We start from the raw sequence: 19,886 nt of genomic DNA, 5'->3' as shown, positions 1-19,886 counted from the left end.
GGGGTGCTTAGCTCAGTTGGTAGAGCGGCGCCCTTACAAGGCGTAGGTCGGCGGTTCGACCCCGTCAGCACCCACCACATTAACCAAGAAAATAAACCCCTTAGAGTGATCTAAGGGGTTTTTTCTTTGTCCATTCGCCAACTGAAATGGACGCAAAGGGCGCCTCAGCCGACCCAAAAAACGCCATTTGCCACCCGTGCGATTCCTTGAAACGGTGCAGGTCTGCATGCATGGCACCGATAAGGCTTGGCCGACTTGGGTTAAAGGGGCGGTGGAATAAGCCTGCCCACATGCATGGGGTAATCGCTGCCTTGTTGGCGATAATGCCATTGGCATCATTCGGGCAAAACGGATGCATTGGTGCGGTCCCTCCAGGCTTCTCCGAGCCGCGCGGAAGTTTCTAGGTCTCGCATCTCATATGGATGGATAGCAAGCCAAGGAATGTGGTTCTGGTGCGTTGCTGGTGTTGCCCTCAAACGCCTAGGATGGCTGGCCTGGCTGCGGTGTAGCTGATGAACCGGCATCCTGCGCCTGACGATGGCACGGCAGTGAGGGGGCGGCCGCATCGATGCCATTTCGGCCCTCTGAACCGTCAAAAATCCCGTATTCCCTAACGCGCCCCTGGCCCTCATAGGGATCAAAAACTCTTTCGCTGTACACTTGCTGTTTCGACGTTCGTGCGTTGCCAAGACGCATGTTGCACGCCCTATTTGACAGGGGGTGGGTTGTCTCCGTTGGTTGAGGCTGTATCTGATTGATTTGCAATGAGAAATCATCCATTGCAAGCCATGGGTAGGCGCTTCGGACCAGGCAGCAAGCCCGCGCCACCTAGTGAAAACCGAATAAAGGCGCGAATGAGGGTTCGCCTTTTTTTTGTCCTCAGGAAAGTTAGACGATGTTTGAAACCATCCGCAAGTACTCCAAGGTGCTGATGTATCCGCTGTTCTTGCTGATCATTCTGTCTTTTGTTTTGGTGGGAGTGAACCAGAACTACTTCACCGAAAAGAGCCCGGTGGTCGCCAAAGTCAATGGCAAAGACATTACGCAGATGGACTGGGACAATGCACACCGTGTTGCCTCGGACCGCATGCGCCAGCAAGACCCCAACATGGACGCCAAGTGGATGGATGGCCCCGAGGCCCGCTATCTGACCTTGGAGCGCATGGTGCGTGACCAGGTGATCGATGCCGCGGTGCAAAAAATGCACCTGACGGTGGACAATGCCTCGCTGGTGCGCGCGCTGCAGGAGATTCCGCAGATCGCCGCGCTGAAAAAGCCCGATGGCTCGCTCGACGTGGATGCCTACCGCGCGCTGGTGGGTGCGCAAGGCATGACGCCCGAAGGCTTTGAAGCGGAATGCGCCGCGATATCGCTGCGCGCCAGGTGCTGGGCGGTGTGTCCAACACGGCCTTTGCGACCGACGAGCAAACCAAGCTGGCGGTCGATGCGCTCTACCAGCAGCGTGAGATCCAGCTGGCCCAGTTCGCCGCCAAGGACTATGCGTCCCAGGTCAAGACCACGGATGCCGATGTGGAAGCGTTCTACAAGAGCAACCAGGAGCTGTTCCGTCAGAAGGAGCAGTCCACGATCGAATACGTGGTGCTGAACGCCGAAGCCGTCAAGGGCATGATCAAGCCCAGCGAAGACGACCTGCGCACCTACTACAAGGAGAACCTGAGCCGCTTCATGGACAAGGAGCAGCGCCGCATCAGCCACATCCTGATTGATGCGCCCGCTTCAATGTCTGCAGCGGACCGTGACAAGGCCAAGCAACGCGCCGAGGAGCTGCTCGTCCAGGCCAAGGCCAATCCTGCGCAGTTTGCCGATCTGGCCAAGAAGAACTCGCAAGACACCGGCTCGCGTGACAGCGGCGGCGATCTGGGCTGGGTCAAGCCTGGCGATATGGTCAAGCCGTTTGAAGACGCCGCCTTTGCGATGAAGTCGGGTGATATCAGCGACCTGGTGAGCACCGAGTACGGCTTCCACATCATCAAGATGGGTGAAGTGAAGACGCCTCGCAAGCCCAGCTTTGAAGAGCTGCGCGCCAAGATCGAGACCGAAGTGCTGGCCCAGCAGGTGCAGCGCAAGTACGCCGAAGTGGCCGAGACCTTCTCCAACATGGTGTTCGAGCAGTCCGACAGCCTGCAGCCCGTGGCTGAAAAGCTGGGCCTGAAGATCCAGAAAGCCGAGCATGTCACCCGCACGGCTGCGCCAGGCGCGACCGGCGCCTTGGCCAACCCGACCTTCCTGGAAGCGCTGTTCTCCAGTGATGCGTTGCAGAACAAGCGCAACACCGAAGCCATTGAAGTGGCCCCCAGCACCCTGGCCTCGGGCCGTGTGGTGGAGCACTTCGATGCCCGCATCCTGCCGTTTGAAGAAGTCAAGGCCAAGGCCCATGACCTCTTTGTGGCCCAGAAGTCTGCCGAGCTCGCGCGCCAGGATGCACAAGCCAAGCTCGAAGCCTGGAAGGCCGATGCTGCGGGCGCCAAGCTGGCGTCCCCCATCGTCGTGTCGCGCCAGGATGCCAAGGGCCAGGTGCCAGCCGTCCTCAATGCCGCCATGCATGCCAAGATCGGCGACGCCGCATCCTGGGTCGGTGTGGACCTGGGCAACGATGGCTACACCGTTGTGCGCGTGAACAAGGTCGTACCGCGCGGCGAAGACTCTGCCGAGCTGCGCCTGCGCCAAAAGCAGGAGTTTGAGCGTTACCAGGCCAATGCCGAGACCCTGGCGTACTACGAAATGCTCAAGGAGCGTTTCAAGGTACAGATCAAGGTGCCACGCCCCGCGGAAACAAAAATTTCATAAAAACGGAGATTTCATGAGAGGGGCCAAATTTCTGGCTATAATCATGTCTTCCCCAACACGGTGGCTGTAGCTCAGTTGGTAGAGTCCAGGATTGTGATTCCTGTTGTCGTGTGGTTCGAGCCCCATCAGCCACCCCAAATTGAAACCCTTGCAAGTGAATAACCTGCAAGGGTTTTTCAATTTCTGCTCGCGCCTTGCTTCCGCTGCTGGAAAGTTGCAGTTTTGCGCCATAAAGCGTTCGAGTTTGGCCTGTTCCAGGCTCCCGTGCTCACTTGGAATAGGACGATAGAAATGCATTCCACGGAATGCCCCTTCTGTCTGCTGCGTTCGGCCAGGTGCCAGCCGTGAGCTGCTCAGTAGGGCATCTCTGGCGGGGTGGGTCAGGACAAACGGATCTTCCCCGACGTTCAGGAAGGCCTGGAAGGCCAAGGCTGGGCGAAGCTGCTATGGCGGCGCGCGGGCTAAAAGGCCTGCAGGATAGGCGCCATGCGCAGCACCGATGCGGGCTGGGGTTTTCGACCAGCCCACAAACACTTCAACCGGTAGACATGGAGCGCCAGCTGAACTGTGCGGGCCATGAACAGGGATCCCCGACCAACAAAAAACCGCCCGGAGGCGGTTCACTTGGAGATTTGCACGTCAGAAGATCGTTTTGCCATCGACTGAGAGGGAGGTCATATTCTTTTTGGTGTGGCTGACCTTGCATACGTTGGTACGCCAACCTCAAGCCCAAGTCCATTGCGTAAGCGCGTGAGCTTTGTTGCGGCCCCCACACAAACACATATTCATCACCAGAGCCAACGTTGGACACCAATGGAACCTCGGCTTTCTCTGGATCCCTGGACACCTGCTTTATCGCGTGTTGGCACAAGAATATGGCTTCGTTTGCGTTGAACTCACGCGGGGTATTGCTCGTTTGCCCCCGCTCATGCAACTGATTGCGACAACGACAACGAATGTTCCGTAGAGGATGTACTTAAACGTCGACGGATTTTTGACCGTCTCTGCAGCCAAGGATGAGGCGGCTACTGATGGTGCTGCTACTGATGGCGCTGCTGGATTGCCTGCCACGGGCGCTCCGCAATGAGGACAGCTAGACGCCTGGTCGCTAATCTGCTTGCCGCATTCGTTACAGTTAATCAATGCCAAGTCATCCTGCCCTTTTTCTGCATGGGTTGTGATCGCCACGAGATGCGCCGCGTTTAACCTGAAGATTTTACGGTGGCGGGGTGACGTTCCACTGCGTGTTCGACATATCAAAAAGGAAAAACGGCCTGAGGGAGGTGAAGGGCGATCAGCAGGCATATGCGTCATCAGCGGTCGAGTTAGGGGCATGCGGAGCTCCCTGGGATGGACAGCGCTCTCCAAATGGATAGACGCACTGATGTCTATTCTCTGGCGCATTTTGCTGTGTGTGTTCGATGTTCAGCGCCCGGTGCGCTTGCCAAAGCTGCCATCGACAAATGACATGGCGGCGCCAAGCATGCGCAGCATCGCCTCATCTTCGTCGCTACCGTTCTGGCGACTCACGCCTGAGTGCTGCCGCCACCTAGCCGGTCGCAGCGGCCGCATCCCAGCCATCAAGGCGCGTTTTATGTCAGCGGGTGTGTCGTGCTGGCTGCTCGTGCCATGCCTTCTTGGCTGCAAAAGTACGTCTTGCCAGGCGATAGAGAAAATTGATACCTCGGGATATTCCCTAGCGTTTCGTGCTATCCATCCGGGTTGTAATTTATTATCAATCTATTCTTATAAATCGATTGATAATTTGTTCTAGCTACATGCTGGGATTGCGGTGCCGACCGGTGATCCGGTCGGACGGAGGAGGTGGAATATGTTGCCCGAAGTCCTTGTTTTCATCACGCACAGGGTGGTGCTTCATTCGCTGATTCTGAAAAGCGGTTACACGACCTTTGGCCGAGGCGCTGGCAATGCCATCTGCCTGGACAACCCTGCGGTCAGCCGCGACCACGGCGCCTTCTACTACCGCGCGGGCGTGCTGTCGATAGAGGACCACCACAGCATGAACGGCATCTTCGTCAATGGCATGCGCATGCGCCGCAAGGTGCTCTACTCTGGCGATTACGTCCTCATTGGCTGCTACAAGGTCTTTGTAAAGCATGGCTCTGAGCAGCCGCGCAATGCCTATGCCGGATGAGTGCGGCGCGCTGGGCTGGCGTTGGCATGCGCGAGGTCCAGCCCGGTATGCAGCTTGCATCGCGATGGCAGACCGGGTGCGCCGCATTTCCGAGTGGGCTCAGGGGTTTGCAACCGCTGCATTCCGCTGTCTGCTGCGCTGCCTACAATCGTCCCCATGCGTTTACCTCACCACCAACTCACGATGACGGTGCTGATGTCTCCGGACATGGCAAATTTCTCGGGCAATGTGCACGGCGGCGCCATTTTGCGCGAGCTCGACAACGTGGCCTACTCCTGCGCAAGCCGCTATGCGGGGCGCTATGTGGTGACCTTGAGCGTGGACCAGGTGATGTTTTTGGAGCCCATCCATGTGGGCGAGCTGGTGTCGTTCTACGCCAGCGTCAACTACACACGGAACCTCGTCGATGGAGATCGGCATCAGGTGGTGGCCGAGAACATCCGTGAGCGCAGCGTGCGCCATGTCAACAGCTGCTTTTTCACGATGGTGGCGGTGGACGACCAGCGCAAGCGGTGCCCGTGCCGCCGTTGCAGCCGGAGACCGATGATGAGAAGCGCCGCTGGGACGCAGCGCTGACGCGCAAGGAACTGCGCAAGGAGCTGGCACGCCGTTTTGCGCAGACAACGCGCCAGACCGGCTGACGCCTGGCCCCTCGGCCCGTATCGCTGCGAGGCGTTGGGCCCGGTTTTGCTGGGCGATACGCAACGGTTCCATGGAAAAAGGCAAGGGTTGAACCTTGCCTTTTTCTCTTTCCTGGTGGCAGCGCCACTGAGGGACTGCCTGCATCGGCTGGATCAGGTCCTGTCAGGTCTTGATCCGCGCCGGCTGCGCCGCTTAGCGTGCCTTGTTGGCGTCGCTGGGGCTGTCGCTGAACACGCCATCCACGCCACTTCATAGAACAGCTTGTACTCGGCCGCCACCTTGCCCTTGAAGTCGCTGGCCAGCAGGGTGGCGTCGTTGCGGTAGGCCCAGGGGTGGACAAAGAGCTTGGCCGCGTGTGCCAGCGTGACCAGGTTGGTAGGCGGCATCATTTCGCGTCGCGGTAGTCCCACTTTCCGTCGTTATTCAGGTCATCGGGCTGGCCATCGCCATTCTTGTCCAGGTAGCGGGCGGAGATGACGTAAGGCTTCCACGGCGAGATGCCGTTGGCATAGGTCTTGATCTGGGCCAGGCCGTCGGCAGTCACCATCTGGGCATAGGTGGTCGAGACGCCGGCCATCGTGAAGTCATAGGGCTGTGCATTGGGTGCCGACAGAAGGATGCTGCCGTCAGCTGCAAGCTCCGGATTGCCATTGATCATCTGCACCAGCCGAACCTGGGTTTTGGCGCGCAAGGTCTTGAGGTGGGCGACTTCCAACGAGCGCACGATCACCGGTGCCGTTTCCTGGGTGTAGCCCGCGGCGGTGAAGGCCGCCAGCAGCTTGTCTTCCATGGCCAGGCCCAGCTGGCTGTGGTAGGTGGGGTTCAAGGTCTGCAGATAGAGGCCGACGGTCTTGCGCTGGCGCTTGGCGTAGGCGATCACATCATTGAGAGACAGGATCCGGCCATTGTTGGCGCCGACCGGTGGCGTGGTGGATGCGGGCAGTTTGGCGCGCAGGCTTTGCAGCTCCACCAGGGTGAAGTCAGAGGCAAACCAGCCTTGGCGCGACTGCCCATCGATCAGGCGCAAGGTCTTGCGGTTGGCATAGACGCTGCGGCTGGAGACGTCGGTGATATCAGTGATGTCGGGCGAGGCCAGGGCGACCAATTCGCCGTCCTTGCTCATCACCAGGTCGACAGCGATGAAGTTGGCATCCTGGGCGACGGCGGCATCAAAGCTCTCGGTGGTATTGGCGGCCTTGCCATCGATGCTGCTGAGGGAAAAGCTTTGCGGTGCATTGCCGTCGAGCGTGGGATAGGGCTTGGGATTGGGGTTGGTGCCACCACCGTCGCCCGGGCCCAATTCGGTCTTGCAGGCGGTCAGTGCGGTGATCGCCAGGGCCGCGGCGCACAGGCGCCAGGTACGTTGTCTTTGCATATGCTAGGTGCTCCTCGTCTTATGGTTGGGACGTGGAGAAACAATCTGTGCATATGTAAAGATCAATTACTTTACGCTATGGATGCCCTGTCTTCCACGCTCGAATGGCTATCGTATCCGCAAATCTCGGAGAAATCTCGGTGGCCTGCTGGACCGATGGTACGGCTTGCCTGGGCCGCCAGTGCCACGCACTGCACCACATCGCCCACGACGATGATGCTGGGACTGGCCAGCTTGTCGCGGGCCATCGTGGCGGGCAAATGTGCCAGGTCGGTGATTGCATGGCGCTGCTGGGGCAGGCTGGCATGCTGCACGATGGCCACCGGCGTATCGGCAGGCAAGCCGCTGCCCAGGCCCTGGCTGATCGCCTCGGCACTGGCCACACCCATGTAGATCACCAGGGTCAGGCGTGCATCGTGCGCCGTGCGCGCCAGTTGCGCCCAATCGGGGCCTTGTCCGCCTGGCTTGGCGTGGCCCGTGATGAACACCACGCCCTGCGCATGGTCGCGGTGGGTCAAGGGGGCGCCCAGGCTGGTCAGCGCGGCGAGCCCGGCGGTCACGCCATTGATGATGCGCGGCTCGATGCCGTGGGCGCGCAAAAACTCCACCTCTTCACCGCCCCGGCCAAAGATAAAGGGGTCGCCGCCTTTGAGCCGCACCACGTTCTCACCGGCTTGCACTTCCTGCAGCATCAGGCGCTGGATGAAGGCCTGGGGCGTGCTCTGGCAGCCGCCGCGCTTGCCCACATGGACGATGCGGGCACTAGCGGGCGCCCACTGCAGCACGGCATCATTGACCAGGTCGTCCACCAACAGCACGGTGGCGCGCTGCAAAGCCTTGGCGGCAGCGATGGTGAGCAAGTCCGGGTCGCCCGGGCCGGCACCGACCAGGGTGCACTGGCCCTGGCCTGGCAATGGCGCATCAGCCGGCGGGCGTGCAGTAAGAGAGGGCAGGCTGCTGTCAGTCATGGTGGGAGGCTTGGGGAGCTGGTTGTGTTTGTTGGGCGATGGCCAGCACATGTTCCACTTGCTGGGCCAAGGCGGCGGGCACCGGCAATTGGCCGGCCAGCACGGCCTCGGTGTAGCGCGCGGTGGTGTCCGCATCGCGCTCGCTGGGCAAGCCGGGCACCTGGCTGTCGGTGCCGCTGCTGCGTGCCTGCAGCAACTGGTGCTGGCCTGCGACAAAGCCGTCGTACTGGGGGCTGCGGCGCGGGTCGGCGCAGACTTCGCCCTCCAGCCCGCGCGAGAGCAGGGCATTCGTCTGCAGCTCGGCCAAGGTGGCTTGCAGCATCGGCAGGTATTCCGGGTGCGTGTAGCTGCCCAGCAAGACGGCCGGTCCTTGCACTGGCTGCAGCAGCTTGGCAATGCTATGCCCCGGGTTGCGCAGGCCGATGAGCTGGCGCACCGCAGCAGCTTGGCCAGCGCGGGCAGCAAGGTGGCGGTGTGCACCAAGGCCACTTCCGATGCGGCAATGGTGCCAGTCTGCGCGCGGGGCACTAAACCCAGGCGCTCGAACACCGCAAAGGCCGAAATGCGGCTCGCTTCAGTCTGCATGCCATGCACCAGCACCGGCAGGCCTTCGCGCGCCAGGAGCAAGGCCAGCAGCGGGGTCAAGGTGGGCAGGCGGCGCGCGCCGTTGTAGCTGGGCAGCACCACGGTGGGCAAGGCGGCTGGGCTGTGAAAGCGGGCGATGCGCGCATGCACGGCATCCCAGAGGCCGCACATCTCTTCGGCCGTTTCCCCTTTGATGCGCATGGCAATGCAAAAGGCGCCGATTTCATAGTCGCTGACCCGGCCATCGAGTATCTGCGCCATCACATCGCTGGCCTCGACGCGGCTGAGGGCTTTGGCGCCGCGTGCGCCGCGCCCGATTTCCTTGATGTAGTGCTGTATGGCCATGGCAGTAAAAAATGCGTTCACCATTATTTTAGGTTTTATATATACGGAAGTAATAAGAAAAATCAGCCCATCCGGCATCTCGGGTATGCCGAGCCTGCGCCAGCAGATGGTTCCGGTTAACGAAGATTTGCGCCCCTGTGTATTGCACGGCCATGCTGAACGTCTACTATCTGCATTCTGTGCCACGCCCTTTGGGCTTTTGAAAGGAAAGAACATGTCCGCATCTCCCTCTATGGTCGATGAGCTCCTCGCGCAACTGCAGGGCGCACGATCCAGCAGATGGCCCAAAGCCTGGGCCAGAGCGAGGCCCAGACCGAGCAGGCCGTGCAGGCGGCCGTGCCGATGATGCTGGGCGCACTGGGCAACAACGCGCAAAGCGCGGGCGGCGCCAGTGCCTTGTTCGAAGCACTGCAGCGTGACCACGGCGCTGCAGGCGGTGCTGGCGCAGGCCCTGACCTGGGCGGGCTGCTGGGCTCGCTGTTGGGTGGTGGCGGTGGGCGCAAGCCGGTGGCATGGGCGGTTTGGGTGGCATGCTGGGCAGTGTGCTCGGTGGCGCTTTGGGCGGCGGCGCTGCTGCGGCTCGGGTGCCGGTTCCGCATCGCCTGCGGCTCTGGATGGCGCCAGCATTCTGGGCCATATCTTTGGCGGCCAGCAAGACCAGGCCTCGGCCAGTCTAGGCCAGGCCACAGGCTTGGGGGGCCAATGCCGGCAACCTGCTCAAGATGCTGGCACCGCTGGTGATGTCGTTCCTGGCGCAGCGCGTCATGTCGGGTGGCCTCAACTCCTCGCAGCTGGGCAATGCGCTGGGCCAGGAAAAAGCCCAGGTGCAGCAGCAAGGCGGCTGGGTGGCGGCTTGCTGGGCTCGCTGCTGGACCAGAATGGCGACGGCAAACTCGATGTCAGCGACCTGATGAAGATTGGTGGCTCGCTGCTGGGCGGCAAGCGCTGAGCCCATTGCCCCAAGCGGCAAACCCTGGCGGCCCGCCAGGGTAGCCCCGCCCCCGGGCGCAAAAAGCGGCCAGAGCGCCTACACTTTGGGCCCATGACTGAGCTGATATTGGGGATCGAATCCTCCTGTGATGAAACCGGCGTGGCCCTGGTGCGCACCCGTGGCCCAGGTACGGTGCCTGAGTTGCTGAGCCATGCGCTCTACAGCCAGATCGAGATGCACCGCGCCTACGGCGGTGTCGTGCCTGAGCTGGCCAGCCGCGACCATATCCGCCGCGTGCTGCCGCTCACACAAAAAGTGCTCGATGACGCGGGCTGCACGCTCGCGCAGATCGATGCGATTGCCTTTACCCGTGGCCCGGGCTCGCGGGCGCCTTGCTGGTGGGCTCAGGCGTGGCCTGCGCCATGGCTGCTGCGCTGGACAAGCGGTGCTGGGCGTGCACCACCTCGAAGGCCATTTGCTCTCGCCGTTTTTGAGCGAAGACCCGCCCGAGTTCCCCTTTGTGGCCCTGCTGGTTTCTGGGGGGCACACGCAGCTGATGCGCGTGGACGGCGTTGGCCGCTACCAGATTCTGGGCGAGACCATCGATGACGCAGCGGGCGAGGCCTTTGACAAATCGGCCAAGCTGCTGGGCCTGCCATACCCCGGCGGGCCCGAGCTGTCCCGCCTGGCGCAGGGCGGCGACCCGGAGGCCTTCAAGCTGCCGCGTCCGCTGCTGCAACAGCGGCGATTTGGATTTCTCCTTTGCTGGCCTGAAAACCGCCGTGCTGACCAGGCCAAAAAGCTCGGCGATGGCCTGGAGGCACGCAAGGCGGACTTGGCCGCATCGACCCAGGCGGCCATTTGGATGTGCTGGTGAAAAAGACCCTGAATGCGCTGAAGGAGACGGCATGCAGCGCGTGGTGGTCGCCGGCGGCGTGTGGGCCAACGGCTGCTGCGCGAGCAGCTCAACGACGCCTGCCGCAAGCGTGGCATCGCGTGCACTACCCGAGCTGCACCTGTGCACTGACAATGGCGCGATGATTGCGATGGCGGCTGCCATGCGCATCGAAGCGGGGCAACAGCAGGCGAGAAGGTCTATGCCTTTGACGTCAAGCCGCGCTGGCCGCTTGATGCCATCGTGCAGCAGCCGCCGGCTCCCGCCACTAGCGGCATAGACGGTCACTGGCGCTGGTCATGTACCGGTGACGCAATCAAAAAGGGGCCTTTTCAGGCCCCTTTTGCTCGGTGGGTGTGCTTGCGCTGATCTTATGCAATCGCCAAGGTTTGGGTCGCTGGCTGGTGGTGCCAGCACCAGGTCAGCACGCCGTTTTCCAGGCTGGCCTTGGACGCTGCGGCATCGATGCTGGCAGGCAGCTTCCAGGCGCGCTGGATGCTGCGTGGTGCGCCTTCGATGCTGGTCAGCCGCACGGTCTTGTCCTGCAGCTCAATGCGCAAGCTGTTCGCGCGACAGGCCGGGCACATCGATGCCGATGCTGAACACGGAGCCGTCTTGCTGCACGGTGTCCTGGCTCGTGGTGCCCGTGGTAGTGGCTTGCAGAAAACGCTGCAAGGCGGCATCCATCGCGGATGGGGAGACAGCGTAGGCCGAGCGGTGCATCAGAGGGGTCATGATCATTCTTCAATCCTTGTGAAACAGGGCAGCGGGTTTGCTGCTCGATGACTGATAGTTGGATGAAGAAGCCGCAATTTCAAGAGAAAATTGCTGGCTTTTATTTTGCAATGCAGGCCTTGAAAGCCTGCAGATCACGTCCATATGGATTGCCCGGCAGCGATCAAGGTGCGCTGAAATTGGCCGGGTCGGGCGTGCGCTGCTGGCGCGCCTTGCTGCGCAGATAGGCCTTGGCGCAGCCTCGGCGGTGGGAGAATTGCTGGTCTCGCTGCCGGGGCTCGCTTGTCCGTCGCTGCGGGCGCAACCGCTGCGCGCACGCGCAATCGCTGACCCAGCTCAAACCACCGACATCGCGTAAAAGCTGGACAGGTTGTAGCGCGTGATGGTGTAGAAGTTGGGCGTGCCCACCACGTACTGGGTCGCAGCGCTCGCGTTGGGCAGCTCGATCAGCGCCAGCGGGCTGTGTGCTGGTCGCTGGCGCCTGGATGCGCAGGCCCAGCGCGGCCATCTCGGCGGCGCTGAAGCTGGGTTTGATATCCGGCGCGAGCAAGGTCTCCAGCTGTGCCGGTGTGCTGTTCACCTGCACATCGTAGTAAAGCCGGCATGCCGCGTTGCCAGCCATGGGCGACAAAGTAGTTGGCCACCGAGCCGATCGCATCGGCCGTGCTGCCAAACAGGTTGATCTTGCCGTCACCATCAAAATCGACCGCGTAGTTGGACCAGCTGGTTGCATGAACTGGGGCATGCCCATGGCGCCGGCATAGCTGCCCACCCGTATCGAAGGGGTTGCTGTCAGTGAGGTAGGCCGTGGCAAGAAACTGCTCAGTTCGCCCCGGAAATACTTGGCCCGGTCGGCCGCGCGCGGGTGGCTGGCGGGATAGTCAAAGGCAGGAGGCCAGCGCATCGACCACGGTAAAGTTGCCCATCTGCTGGCCATAGATGGTCTCGACCCCGATGATGCCGACGATGTACTCAGCCGGCACCCCATAGGTCTGCTCGGCACGGGCCAGCGTGGCGGCGTTCTCGTTCCAGAAGCGCAGGCCGGCGCGTATGCGGATCGGCTCGACAAAGCGGCTGCGGTAGCCGCGCCAGTTCTTGACGCCAAGCGGGCCCCGTGCGCGGCGTCAATCAGGCGCTGCACGGTGGCGTTGAAGCGGGCTTGCTTGATGCTGGCGCGCAGCCAGGCCTCATCGATATGGCGGCGCTCGGGCGACTTCGCGGACAAAGGCTTCGGCCTCGGGCCGGTTGGCATAGCTGGATGCGGTGGGGCGGAGTCAGCGCTGGGCCTTGTTGGTCGTGTTCTTTTGTGCGTAGGCGCCCGTTGCGCACAGGCCGGCGCAAAGCAGGGCCACAGTGGTCTGAAGAATTCGGTGCATGGGGTTTTATACCTTGTTTGCCAGGGCCCGCAGGCGGACCAGGGCAGAAGTCGTATTGTTTGCGAAGCGCTGCCAGCTCGGCTTGGGCGCTGACTCGCCGGTGGCATGCGCGTAGCGCTGGCGCTCCATGGCCTTGAGCCATTGGCCAATAGGCGGGTGCCACCTCGGGTGCCTGGGCGTGCAGCATGCGGGCCAGCGCGCGTGGCGTGGCCGCATGCCCTGCGCAGCCTCGGGCAGGCCGGCCTGGCGCAGCCGTTTGCGCGCCAGGCCCAGCAGGCCACCAGGGGTTCTGTGCGCCTGCGCTGGTACTGCAGGGCCAGCACCACGATGATGGCCGCCGCCAGTACAGGCCACCCAGAATGCGCACCAGATCCATCCAGTTGGGGTTGGGACAGGCCCAGCTTGCTGAGCATGTCCATTTGCTCGCGCTGGGTGTAGCCTCAGCACCCACTGGTTCCAGCTGTTGTTGACCGCCTCCCAGACTGCGCGCATGCGCTGCAGCCGTTGATGGTGGCGGCATTGCTGACACTGAACCCCATGAAGTTGGGGGTGTTGAGGCGCTGTGCAGCCCCGACACGGCCAGGGCTCACTGCGCCGGTGGATCAAAGCGCACCCAGGCCTTGTTCTTCGCCCAGCCACACTTCAGCCCAGGCATGGGCATCGGCCTGGCGCACGGTCCAGTAGCCGTCGACGCTGTTGGCTTCGCCCCCTTGGTAGCCGTCACAATGCGCGCGGGCACGCCGGCGCTGCGCAGTGCAATCACAAAGGCGGCGGAAATATGCTCGCAAAAGCCTTCTTTGCGGTCGAACCAAACTGGTCGGCCGCCTGGCCTGTGTAGACGCCCGGGTCCAGCGTATAGGTGTAGCCGCCGCTGCGCAGCTGCCCCAGCAGGCGCTGCACCAGTTGGGCGCTGCGGTCGGGGCGCTCGCCCACCTCGGCGCTCAGCTGCGCCACCCAGGCTGGGTGCGCGGGTTTGCTGCTCGCTGGCAGCGGCGGTTGAAGGCCAGCTCGCGCTTGCCCGCCTGCATGCCAAACTGGTAGCGCGTGTGGCTCTCCACAGCGATGCGGGTCACCTCGGTGATGGGCGGTTGCTGAGCCACTGCAGATCGCCGGTGCTGTAGGCGCGGCCGCGTGGCAGCACGGGCGCCTCTCGGTCAGGTCCAAGGTCAGCAGCCAGGGCTTTTGGTGCGGCTCCAGGTCAGCTCGTAGCGCAGTGCCTCGCCTTCGGTGCGGATGTCGGCAAACATCCGGTCGTTCGGGATTGCGAAAGCTGGGCGTCGCGCGCCAGGTCGTGCCATCGAAATCGGACAGCACCGGCCCGCGCCAGTACAGCTGGTTGGCGGGGGGCGGCCGGTTTTGCGGTGTGTCGAACTTGACGCGAAACGCAATGCCCTCGTCCTGGCCAGCGATGCCACCGAGCCCACGGTCATCTCATCAGACAGGCGGTCTTGGCCGTCGGATTCTGGGGCACCCCCCCAGAGCGGCGCCATGCGCGGGAAGAGCACAAACAGCGCCAGCGTGAGTGGCGCGCCAATGGCCACCATCTTGAGCGACAGGCCCTGCAAACTTGAGCGATGGTTGCCCCACGGGCATATGCGCATGGACTAGCGCGGTGAGCAAGCCCACCAGGCCCATGGCAATGGCCAAGGCTGTCAGCAGCGATTGCGAATGCAGGAATTTGGCAATCAGCGAAAAAAGCCCAGGAAGAAAATGACCATCGCATCGCGCTTGGCACGCAGCTCCATGGTCTTGAGTGTCAGCAGCATGCTGACAGCGTGACGCCGGCATCGGCGCCAAGATGGTGCGGTAGCTGAAAACAAGGTCAGACCAACGACCAGCACCAGTAAGGCCAGCATCTGCCAGCGGCCGGGCAGCGGTTTTTGCAAAAGCGCAATGCGGCCGCGCCAGGCGAGCAAGGCATAGGCGAGCGCCGAGGCCCACAGCGGCAAGGTGGCCGTCAGCGGCAGCAGTATCCAGCCCACAACGGCCAGCAAAAAGAGGGTGTCGCGCGCCTCGCGTGGCAGGCTGGACCAGCGGCTCGCGCCTGAGGTGTGGGCAGGGTTGAAAACAGAGGGCATCGTGCTGCTCCTAGGCCAGCGGCCAGTGCGCGCAGGCAGGCCTGGGCGGTGGGCGGGGACCGCTGTCAGCGGCTTGCTCGGCATTGGCCGCTCCCAACCGCAGTCCGTAGCGCAGGCCTTGCTGGTCGGCCATCAGCACCCAGGCGGTCAGGCGCGAGAGCTGGGCCTCTCGCTCTGCCAGGCCGCAGTGGCTGGCATCGTGCCACAGGTCCTGCTGCGCCTGGTGCTGGTTGTCGCGCACGACGAAATGGCCACTGCCCGTGGCCAGCGAGGTCGCCGCTTTCTTCCAGACCACCAGCTTGAGCGGGTCGCCGCGCCGGTAGCTGCGCACGCCATCTAACTCCCCACTGCTGGCCCGCAGGCTGGTGCTGCTGCCGCTGCCGGCATCGGCCAGGCCCAAAGGCAAGGGGGGCGGGTGGGATTCGGGGCTGGGGTAGACCAGCTTTTTCAGTGGTTCTAAAGACGGTCCACATGCGAAAGACGCCGAGTGGAAAGCGGGTCTCGACCAGACACCGCAGGCAGGCTTTGGTAGCCACGCTGCTGGGCCTGCGTGCTCAGTTGCATGGGGGTGTGGCTTGGGCGGGGCGTCCACCGGCTCAGTTCATGGCCTTGGTAGTGGCGTGTGCCCAGTGCATAGCGGGCGCGCCGGCTGGGGTTGTCCAGGCGCAGATCCAGGCGCAGCGGCTGACCGGCAAATTGCGCCTCGGGGGCATGCAGCTCCAGCTGCAGACCAGCAGATTGCGGTAGCCGATACCCACCGACACCAGCGCGCGCGGTGAGCATGAAGGTCAGCAAAAAGCCCAGGTTGAGCTGAAAGTTGATGCTGGTCACAGCAGCACCAGCAAGGTGAGCGCCAGCATCCAACCGGCACGCGTGGGCAGCAGGTAAGGTTGCGGCGGCTGATGGCATGGCGGCTGGCGCTGGGCAACTGGGCCAGCCACCACTGGCGCATGCGCTGGCCAAGCCGCTGAACAGGGCGGTTGCGGGGCTGCCCTGAAGCCGCTGGGGGCGCACTCACGCTACTGCAGCGCCACGCTGTCCATCATCGCGCGCACCTGCTCGACCGCGCTGCGCCCCGAGGTGCTGACCGGCACCAGCCGGTGTGCGGTGGTCTGCGGCAGGATCGCCTGCACATCATCGGGCGCCACATAGTCGCGGCCCTGGATCAAGGCCTGCGCCTTGGCGGCCCGGATGAGGCCAATGCCCGCGCGCGGGACAGGCCTTGCACAAACCACTGGCCCGAGCGCGTGGCAGCGATCAGCGCTGCACAATAGTGGATCAGTGCATCGCTGGCGCGGCACGCTGGTCACCTCCTGCTGCAGGAACTTCAGCTCGACGGCCGAAGTGAGCGCAGGCAACTGGTTGGCGATGTCGCGGTGGCCCTGGCCGGCCAGCAGCTGGAACTCTGCCGCCTGGTCGGGGTAGCCCAGCGAGATACGCATCAAAAAGCGGTCGAGCTGGCTCTCGGCAGCGCATAGGTGCCCAGCTGGTCGAGCGGGTTCTGCGTGGCGATGACAAAGAAAGGCTGGGCAGTGGGCGCGTGGCGCCTTCGACCGTGACCTGCTTTTCTTCCATCGCCTCCAGAAGCGCGCTTTGCGTCTTGGGGCTGCGCGGTTGTTCTCGTCGGCCAGCAAAACCTGGGTGAATACGGGGCCGGGATGAAACACAAAGGCCTGCTGCTCGCGCTCATAGACCGATACGCCGATCAAGTCGCTGGGCATCAGGTCTGCAGTGAATTGCACCCGCGCAAACTGCAGCCCCAAGGTGCGGGCCAGCGCATGCGACAGCGTGGTCTTGCCCACGCCCGGTACGTCTTCAATCAGCAGATGTCCTCCCGCCAGCAAACAAGTCAGACAATCCTGAAACTGCGCCGGTTTCCCCACAATCACCGTGTTAAGCTGAGTCCAATAATTTTTGTATGGTGTGCTGTGTCTGCATACCAGCACAATAAACGACAAAGGCAGTTAAGGAGACGAAAACTGTGTCCAAGACAGGTTATTTCAGCCACCGTGACTGTTGGCTGCACGACATGGGGCCTGCCCACCCGGAATGCGCTGCACGCCTGGATGCGATTGAAGACCGCTGCTGATCACTGGGGTGGGGGATGCGTTGGGAGCGGCGCGACGCCCCAAGGCCAGCATGTCCGATCTGGAACTGGGCCATGAGCGCTGCATATCGCATCGATACGCGGCCTGTCCGAGATGGCGGCGATAACCAGGCCATTGGCGGCCCCGCAACTTGATGCTGGACACCGACACTGCCGTTCAACGGTGCCACTGGAATGCCGCATTGCGCGCCTGGTGGCGCGGCTCTGGCTGCGACCGATGCCGTCATCAGCGGCGAGATGGAAAACGCCTTTTGCGCCGTGCGCCCGCCGGGCCACCATGCCACGCGCAAGCAGGCCATGGGCTTTTGTTTTTTCAACAATGTCGCGGTGGCTGCCAAGTATGCGCTGATGCGCCACCAGCTCAAGCGCGTGGCGATTGTCGACTTTGATGTGCACACGGCAATGGCACCGAAGAATCTGCGCAGGCGACCCGCACATTTGATGGTGGGCATATTCCAGCACCCCTTCTACCCGCATTCGGGCGACAAGGACCCGGCGGCCAATATGCTCAATGGCCGGTGCCGGCATACACAAAGGGCATGGACATCCGCGAGATTGTCGAGACCTACTGGATCCGCGCCTCGAAGAGTTCAAGCCCGAATGGTCTTCATCAGCGCCGGCTTTGATGCCCTCGCGAAGACGACATGGGCCAGCTGGGCATGGTCGAGGCCGACAACGCTGGATCACCCACCGCATCAAGGACATTGCACGGCGCTTTAGCAAAGGCCGCATCGTCTCCTTCTGGAAGGCGGCTATGTGATGACGCCGCTGGCAGCCAGTGTGGAAGCCCAATCCGCGTGCTCGCCGATTCTGTAAACCACCTTTGAGGACCCGGACCCATGACGGACAGCAACTTGCTTGTGCACAGCCGCGATGCGCGCGGTGTGGTGACCTTGTGCATGAATGATGCGGCGCGCTTCAATGCGCTGGGCGATGAGATGCTGGCGGCCTTGCGCGCCGCGCTGGCGGCCATTGCGCAGGATCCATCGGTGCGGCTGGTGGTGCTGGCCGCGCAGGGCCGGGCCTTTTGCGCGGGCCACAACCCTCAAGGACATGGCTGCCCACCCGGACCGCGCCTGGTACCAGGACCTGTTCACCGCTGCAGCCAGGTGATGATGGCGATCAGAAGCTGCCGGTGCCCGTGATCGCACGTGTGCAGGCATGGCGACTGCAGCCGGCTGCCAGTTGGTGGCGCAGTGTGACATGGCCGTTGCCAGCAGCGAGGCGAGCTTTGCCACCAGCGGCATCCAGTACGGCCTGTTCTGCGCCACGAAGCGTGCCCCTGGTGCGCAACATGCCCTCAAGCAGGCGATGGAGATGCTGCTGACGGGCGAATTCATCAGTGCCGAGCAGGCGCTGGCCCAGGGCCTGGTCAACCGGGTGGCCGCGCCCGAGCAGCTCGATGCCGAGCTGGAAAAGCTGGTCGCGGCCATTGTCAGCAAACCCGCTGCGGCCGTGCGCATGGGCAAGGCCCTCGTCTACCAGCAGCGCGAGCTGGGCATCGAAGCGGCCTACCAGGGCGAGCCAGTGCATGGCCTCCAACATGATGGACAGCAACGCGCAGGAAGGCGCGCAGGCCTTTGCGCAAAAGCGCAAGCCGGTCTGGTCCTGAATCCCGCGCGCATCCGGCAGGCCAAGTCCGTCTAGGATGTCGGCCGGTCCTACAAACGCCAGCGCGCCATCGGTGATAGGGTACGAAACCAGCATATGCTCGCGCCTATGCTTTTTTTTTGACTCTATGAGACCGGCGCATGGATATCTTTGATCGTTTACTACAGGACTTTGAACAGGCCAGCACCTGGCAGGAGCTGGCTGTTCTCAGTGATTTGCCTGGGCCTGGCCTGGTTGCTCACGCGCAGCTTTTAACCGCCACCGCGACGATGGCAAGCCTTCATCTGGTTTGGCAAGACGGCCTGGGGCGGGGCGCTGTTTTCCGCTGATGGCATTTGCTGATGACGGCCGCTGCCCGCATGGTGGTGGAGCATTACCAGCCGGTGTTTTTGCTGGGCTGGCGGTGCAGATTTTGCTGTCGCTGGCGGTGATTCGCCTGGTGGCCCGGGTGCTGGCCAAGGACCTTTCCCAACTCCACCTTGGTGCGCCTGATCGAGCGCATTTTCTCGTGGCTGGCCTGGGGTGTGGGCGGTGTGGGCATCCTGGGTGTGCTGCCGCAGGTGATGGCCCAGCTCGATGCCGTGCAGTTCGCCTTTGGCAAGACGTCGATATCGGTGCTGGAGCTGTTCCAGGGGCGATATCGGTGGGCATGGTGATGTTGGTGGTGCTGTGGATTTCGACCACCTTCGAGCAGCGCGTGATCGATGACATGGTCAAGGACCTGTCGATGCGCAAGATGGCCGTCAACCTCACGCGCATGCTGCTGATCACGGTCGGCCTGTGGTGGCGCTGTCACTGGTCGGGGTCGATCTGACGGCGCTGTCGGTGCTGGGCGGTGCCTTCGGGTCGGCCTGGGCTTTGGCATGCAGAAGATCGCCTCCAACTATGTCAGCGGCTTTTTGGTGCTGATCGAGCGCGCCTTGCGCATTGGCGACAACGTGCGCGTTGACGGTTTTTGAAGGCCGCATCACTGACATCCGCACGCGCTACACGGTGATTCGCGCATCCAACGGCGCGAATCGATTGTCCCCAATGAGACCTTGATCACCCAGCGGGTGGAAAACCTCACCGATGCCGACCAGAAGTTCAATCTGACCACCCAGATTGTCGTGGGCGCAGACAGCGATGTCGCGCAGGTGCGCGAGGTCTTGAAGAGCGCAGCACTGGCGCAGGCCCGGGTGCTGGAAAAGCCCGAGCCCTCGGTGTTTCTGGTGAATTTCGCGCCCGACGGGCTGGAGTTCAGCCTGAGCTTTTACATCAACGATCCGATGAACG

At 62.6% G+C, this 19,886-nt stretch carries 25 protein-coding genes, 2 tRNA genes and 9 pseudogenes; 17 read left to right on the top strand and 19 right to left on the bottom strand.

Annotated features, from left to right (window positions below):
* The first annotated feature begins 1 nt into the window (after window position 1).
* From ACFODQ_RS05375 to ACFODQ_RS05365, 3 genes and pseudogenes are all read left to right on the top strand, one after another.
* Window positions 2-77 (top strand) — tRNA-Val (locus ACFODQ_RS05375).
* A gap of 818 nt (window positions 78-895) precedes the next feature.
* Window positions 896-2,808 (top strand): annotated as a pseudogene (locus tag ACFODQ_RS05370) (SurA N-terminal domain-containing protein).
* 60 nt (window positions 2,809-2,868) lie between these two features.
* Window positions 2,869-2,945 (top strand) — tRNA-His (locus tag ACFODQ_RS05365).
* Window positions 2,946-3,660: 715 nt separating this feature from the next.
* Here ACFODQ_RS05365 and ACFODQ_RS05360 read toward each other — a convergent pair.
* Window positions 3,661-4,113 carry a zinc-ribbon domain-containing protein gene (locus ACFODQ_RS05360; protein ID WP_377015570.1) on the bottom strand — a complete coding sequence of 151 codons (453 nt, stop codon included), beginning with the start codon at window positions 4,111-4,113 and terminating at the stop codon, window positions 3,661-3,663.
* Between the two features lie 565 nt (window positions 4,114-4,678).
* Here ACFODQ_RS05360 and ACFODQ_RS05355 point away from each other — a divergent pair.
* Both ACFODQ_RS05355 and ACFODQ_RS05350 read left to right on the top strand, forming a co-directional pair.
* Window positions 4,679-4,963, top strand: a complete 285-nt coding sequence (locus tag ACFODQ_RS05355) for an FHA domain-containing protein (RefSeq protein ID WP_377015557.1) — start codon at window positions 4,679-4,681, stop codon at window positions 4,961-4,963.
* Window positions 4,964-5,119: 156 nt separating this feature from the next.
* Window positions 5,120-5,604: pseudogene (locus ACFODQ_RS05350) on the top strand (acyl-CoA thioesterase).
* A gap of 153 nt (window positions 5,605-5,757) precedes the next feature.
* Here the strand turns inward: ACFODQ_RS05350 and ACFODQ_RS05345 are convergent.
* The 4 genes and pseudogenes from ACFODQ_RS05345 to ybiB all read right to left on the bottom strand — a co-directional run bounded on the left by ACFODQ_RS05345 (window position 5,758) and on the right by ybiB (window position 8,878).
* A complete protein-coding gene (locus ACFODQ_RS05345; protein ID WP_377015555.1) occupies window positions 5,758-5,994 on the bottom strand; it encodes a hypothetical protein in 237 nt (78 codons plus the stop codon).
* A complete protein-coding gene (locus tag ACFODQ_RS05340) occupies window positions 5,991-6,980 on the bottom strand; it encodes a glycerophosphodiester phosphodiesterase family protein (RefSeq protein WP_377015553.1) in 990 nt (329 codons plus the stop codon). Before ACFODQ_RS05340 ends, ACFODQ_RS05345 begins: the two co-directional genes overlap by 4 nt.
* A gap of 71 nt (window positions 6,981-7,051) precedes the next feature.
* Window positions 7,052-7,948, bottom strand: coding sequence for a uroporphyrinogen-III C-methyltransferase (cobA, locus tag ACFODQ_RS05335; RefSeq protein ID WP_116927297.1), 897 nt, complete (start codon window positions 7,946-7,948; stop codon window positions 7,052-7,054).
* Window positions 7,941-8,878, bottom strand: a pseudogene (ybiB, locus tag ACFODQ_RS05330) (DNA-binding protein YbiB). The gene cobA and the pseudogene ybiB overlap by 8 nt, the downstream one beginning before the upstream one ends.
* 279 nt (window positions 8,879-9,157) lie before the next feature.
* Here ybiB and ACFODQ_RS05325 point away from each other — a divergent pair.
* From ACFODQ_RS05325 to ACFODQ_RS05310, 4 genes and pseudogenes are all read left to right on the top strand, one after another.
* Complete coding sequence (locus ACFODQ_RS05325; protein ID WP_377015551.1) at window positions 9,158-9,619, top strand: DUF937 domain-containing protein; 462 nt, start codon at window positions 9,158-9,160, stop codon at window positions 9,617-9,619.
* A complete protein-coding gene (locus ACFODQ_RS05320) occupies window positions 9,601-9,789 on the top strand; it encodes a hypothetical protein (protein WP_377015549.1) in 189 nt (62 codons plus the stop codon). Before ACFODQ_RS05325 ends, ACFODQ_RS05320 begins: the two co-directional genes overlap by 19 nt.
* A 131-nt stretch (window positions 9,790-9,920) precedes the next feature.
* Entirely contained in the window at window positions 9,921-10,418 is a 498-nt protein-coding gene (locus ACFODQ_RS05315; RefSeq protein WP_377015547.1) for a hypothetical protein, read from the top strand.
* Window positions 10,300-10,984, top strand: a pseudogene (locus ACFODQ_RS05310) (hypothetical protein). Before ACFODQ_RS05315 ends, ACFODQ_RS05310 begins: the two are co-directional and overlap by 119 nt.
* 91 nt (window positions 10,985-11,075) lie before the next feature.
* Here ACFODQ_RS05310 and ACFODQ_RS05305 read toward each other — a convergent pair.
* The 14 genes and pseudogenes from ACFODQ_RS05305 to ACFODQ_RS05240 all read right to left on the bottom strand — a co-directional run bounded on the left by ACFODQ_RS05305 (window position 11,076) and on the right by ACFODQ_RS05240 (window position 16,831).
* Window positions 11,076-11,264: an Hsp20/alpha crystallin family protein gene (locus tag ACFODQ_RS05305; protein ID WP_377015545.1), complete on the bottom strand. Its 189-nt coding sequence runs from the start codon at window positions 11,262-11,264 to the stop codon at window positions 11,076-11,078.
* Window positions 11,254-11,445: a hypothetical protein gene (locus tag ACFODQ_RS05300; protein WP_377015543.1), complete on the bottom strand. Its 192-nt coding sequence runs from the start codon at window positions 11,443-11,445 to the stop codon at window positions 11,254-11,256. Before ACFODQ_RS05300 ends, ACFODQ_RS05305 begins: the two co-directional genes overlap by 11 nt.
* A gap of 330 nt (window positions 11,446-11,775) precedes the next feature.
* On the bottom strand, window positions 11,776-11,880 hold the full coding sequence (locus ACFODQ_RS05295) for a lytic murein transglycosylase (RefSeq protein WP_377015568.1): 105 nt from the start codon (window positions 11,878-11,880) through the stop codon (window positions 11,776-11,778).
* 5 nt (window positions 11,881-11,885) lie between these two features.
* Window positions 11,886-12,479 (bottom strand): annotated as a pseudogene (locus ACFODQ_RS05290) (lytic murein transglycosylase).
* Between the two features lie 342 nt (window positions 12,480-12,821).
* A complete protein-coding gene (locus tag ACFODQ_RS05285; RefSeq protein ID WP_377015541.1) occupies window positions 12,822-13,307 on the bottom strand; it encodes a hypothetical protein in 486 nt (161 codons plus the stop codon).
* 94 nt (window positions 13,308-13,401) lie between these two features.
* On the bottom strand, window positions 13,402-13,578 hold the full coding sequence (locus tag ACFODQ_RS05280) for a hypothetical protein (RefSeq protein WP_377015539.1): 177 nt from the start codon (window positions 13,576-13,578) through the stop codon (window positions 13,402-13,404).
* Complete coding sequence (locus tag ACFODQ_RS05275; protein WP_377015537.1) at window positions 13,575-13,769, bottom strand: hypothetical protein; 195 nt, start codon at window positions 13,767-13,769, stop codon at window positions 13,575-13,577. Before ACFODQ_RS05275 ends, ACFODQ_RS05280 begins: the two co-directional genes overlap by 4 nt.
* Window positions 13,757-13,888, bottom strand: coding sequence for a hypothetical protein (locus tag ACFODQ_RS05270; protein WP_377015535.1), 132 nt, complete (start codon window positions 13,886-13,888; stop codon window positions 13,757-13,759). Before ACFODQ_RS05270 ends, ACFODQ_RS05275 begins: the two co-directional genes overlap by 13 nt.
* Before the next feature lie 133 nt (window positions 13,889-14,021).
* Window positions 14,022-14,204: pseudogene (locus ACFODQ_RS05265) on the bottom strand (DUF3488 domain-containing protein); the annotation flags it as partial.
* A 98-nt stretch (window positions 14,205-14,302) separates the two neighbouring features.
* Window positions 14,303-14,359: pseudogene (locus ACFODQ_RS05260) on the bottom strand (hypothetical protein); the annotation flags it as partial.
* A gap of 141 nt (window positions 14,360-14,500) precedes the next feature.
* The gene (locus tag ACFODQ_RS05255) at window positions 14,501-14,893 is read right to left on the bottom strand and encodes a transglutaminaseTgpA domain-containing protein (protein WP_377015533.1); all 393 of its coding nucleotides are present in this window, start codon (window positions 14,891-14,893) and stop codon (window positions 14,501-14,503) included.
* 10 nt (window positions 14,894-14,903) lie between these two features.
* Window positions 14,904-15,299, bottom strand: coding sequence for a DUF58 domain-containing protein (locus tag ACFODQ_RS05250; RefSeq protein ID WP_377015531.1), 396 nt, complete (start codon window positions 15,297-15,299; stop codon window positions 14,904-14,906).
* 50 nt (window positions 15,300-15,349) lie between these two features.
* On the bottom strand, window positions 15,350-15,724 hold the full coding sequence (locus ACFODQ_RS05245; RefSeq protein WP_377015529.1) for a hypothetical protein: 375 nt from the start codon (window positions 15,722-15,724) through the stop codon (window positions 15,350-15,352).
* A 188-nt stretch (window positions 15,725-15,912) separates the two neighbouring features.
* Window positions 15,913-16,831 (bottom strand): annotated as a pseudogene (locus ACFODQ_RS05240) (AAA family ATPase).
* A gap of 343 nt (window positions 16,832-17,174) precedes the next feature.
* Between ACFODQ_RS05240 and ACFODQ_RS05235 the strand changes: the two are divergent.
* The 8 genes and pseudogenes from ACFODQ_RS05235 to ACFODQ_RS05200 all read left to right on the top strand — a co-directional run.
* Entirely contained in the window at window positions 17,175-17,720 is a 546-nt protein-coding gene (locus ACFODQ_RS05235) for a hypothetical protein (RefSeq protein WP_377015527.1), read from the top strand.
* Window positions 17,721-17,839: 119 nt separating this feature from the next.
* On the top strand, window positions 17,840-18,145 hold the full coding sequence (locus tag ACFODQ_RS05230; RefSeq protein ID WP_377015525.1) for an enoyl-CoA hydratase/isomerase family protein: 306 nt from the start codon (window positions 17,840-17,842) through the stop codon (window positions 18,143-18,145).
* Window positions 18,146-18,203: 58 nt separating this feature from the next.
* Window positions 18,204-18,647, top strand: coding sequence for an enoyl-CoA hydratase-related protein (locus ACFODQ_RS05225; RefSeq protein WP_377015523.1), 444 nt, complete (start codon window positions 18,204-18,206; stop codon window positions 18,645-18,647).
* 104 nt (window positions 18,648-18,751) lie between these two features.
* The gene (locus ACFODQ_RS05220) at window positions 18,752-18,940 is read left to right on the top strand and encodes a hypothetical protein (RefSeq protein ID WP_377015521.1); all 189 of its coding nucleotides are present in this window, start codon (window positions 18,752-18,754) and stop codon (window positions 18,938-18,940) included.
* Window positions 18,941-19,093: 153 nt separating this feature from the next.
* A complete protein-coding gene (locus ACFODQ_RS05215; RefSeq protein WP_377015519.1) occupies window positions 19,094-19,267 on the top strand; it encodes a hypothetical protein in 174 nt (57 codons plus the stop codon).
* The gene (locus tag ACFODQ_RS05210) at window positions 19,267-19,425 is read left to right on the top strand and encodes a hypothetical protein (RefSeq protein ID WP_377015517.1); all 159 of its coding nucleotides are present in this window, start codon (window positions 19,267-19,269) and stop codon (window positions 19,423-19,425) included. The genes ACFODQ_RS05215 and ACFODQ_RS05210 overlap by 1 nt, the downstream gene beginning before the upstream one ends.
* A gap of 49 nt (window positions 19,426-19,474) precedes the next feature.
* Window positions 19,475-19,570, top strand: a complete 96-nt coding sequence (locus tag ACFODQ_RS05205) for a mechanosensitive ion channel domain-containing protein (protein WP_377015515.1) — start codon at window positions 19,475-19,477, stop codon at window positions 19,568-19,570.
* An 81-nt stretch (window positions 19,571-19,651) separates the two neighbouring features.
* Window positions 19,652-19,886: pseudogene (locus ACFODQ_RS05200) on the top strand (mechanosensitive ion channel protein); the annotation flags it as partial.

It is taken from the genome of Comamonas sp. JC664 (assembly GCF_042647185.1).
This window is presented reverse-complemented; position numbering and strand designations above follow the sequence as displayed.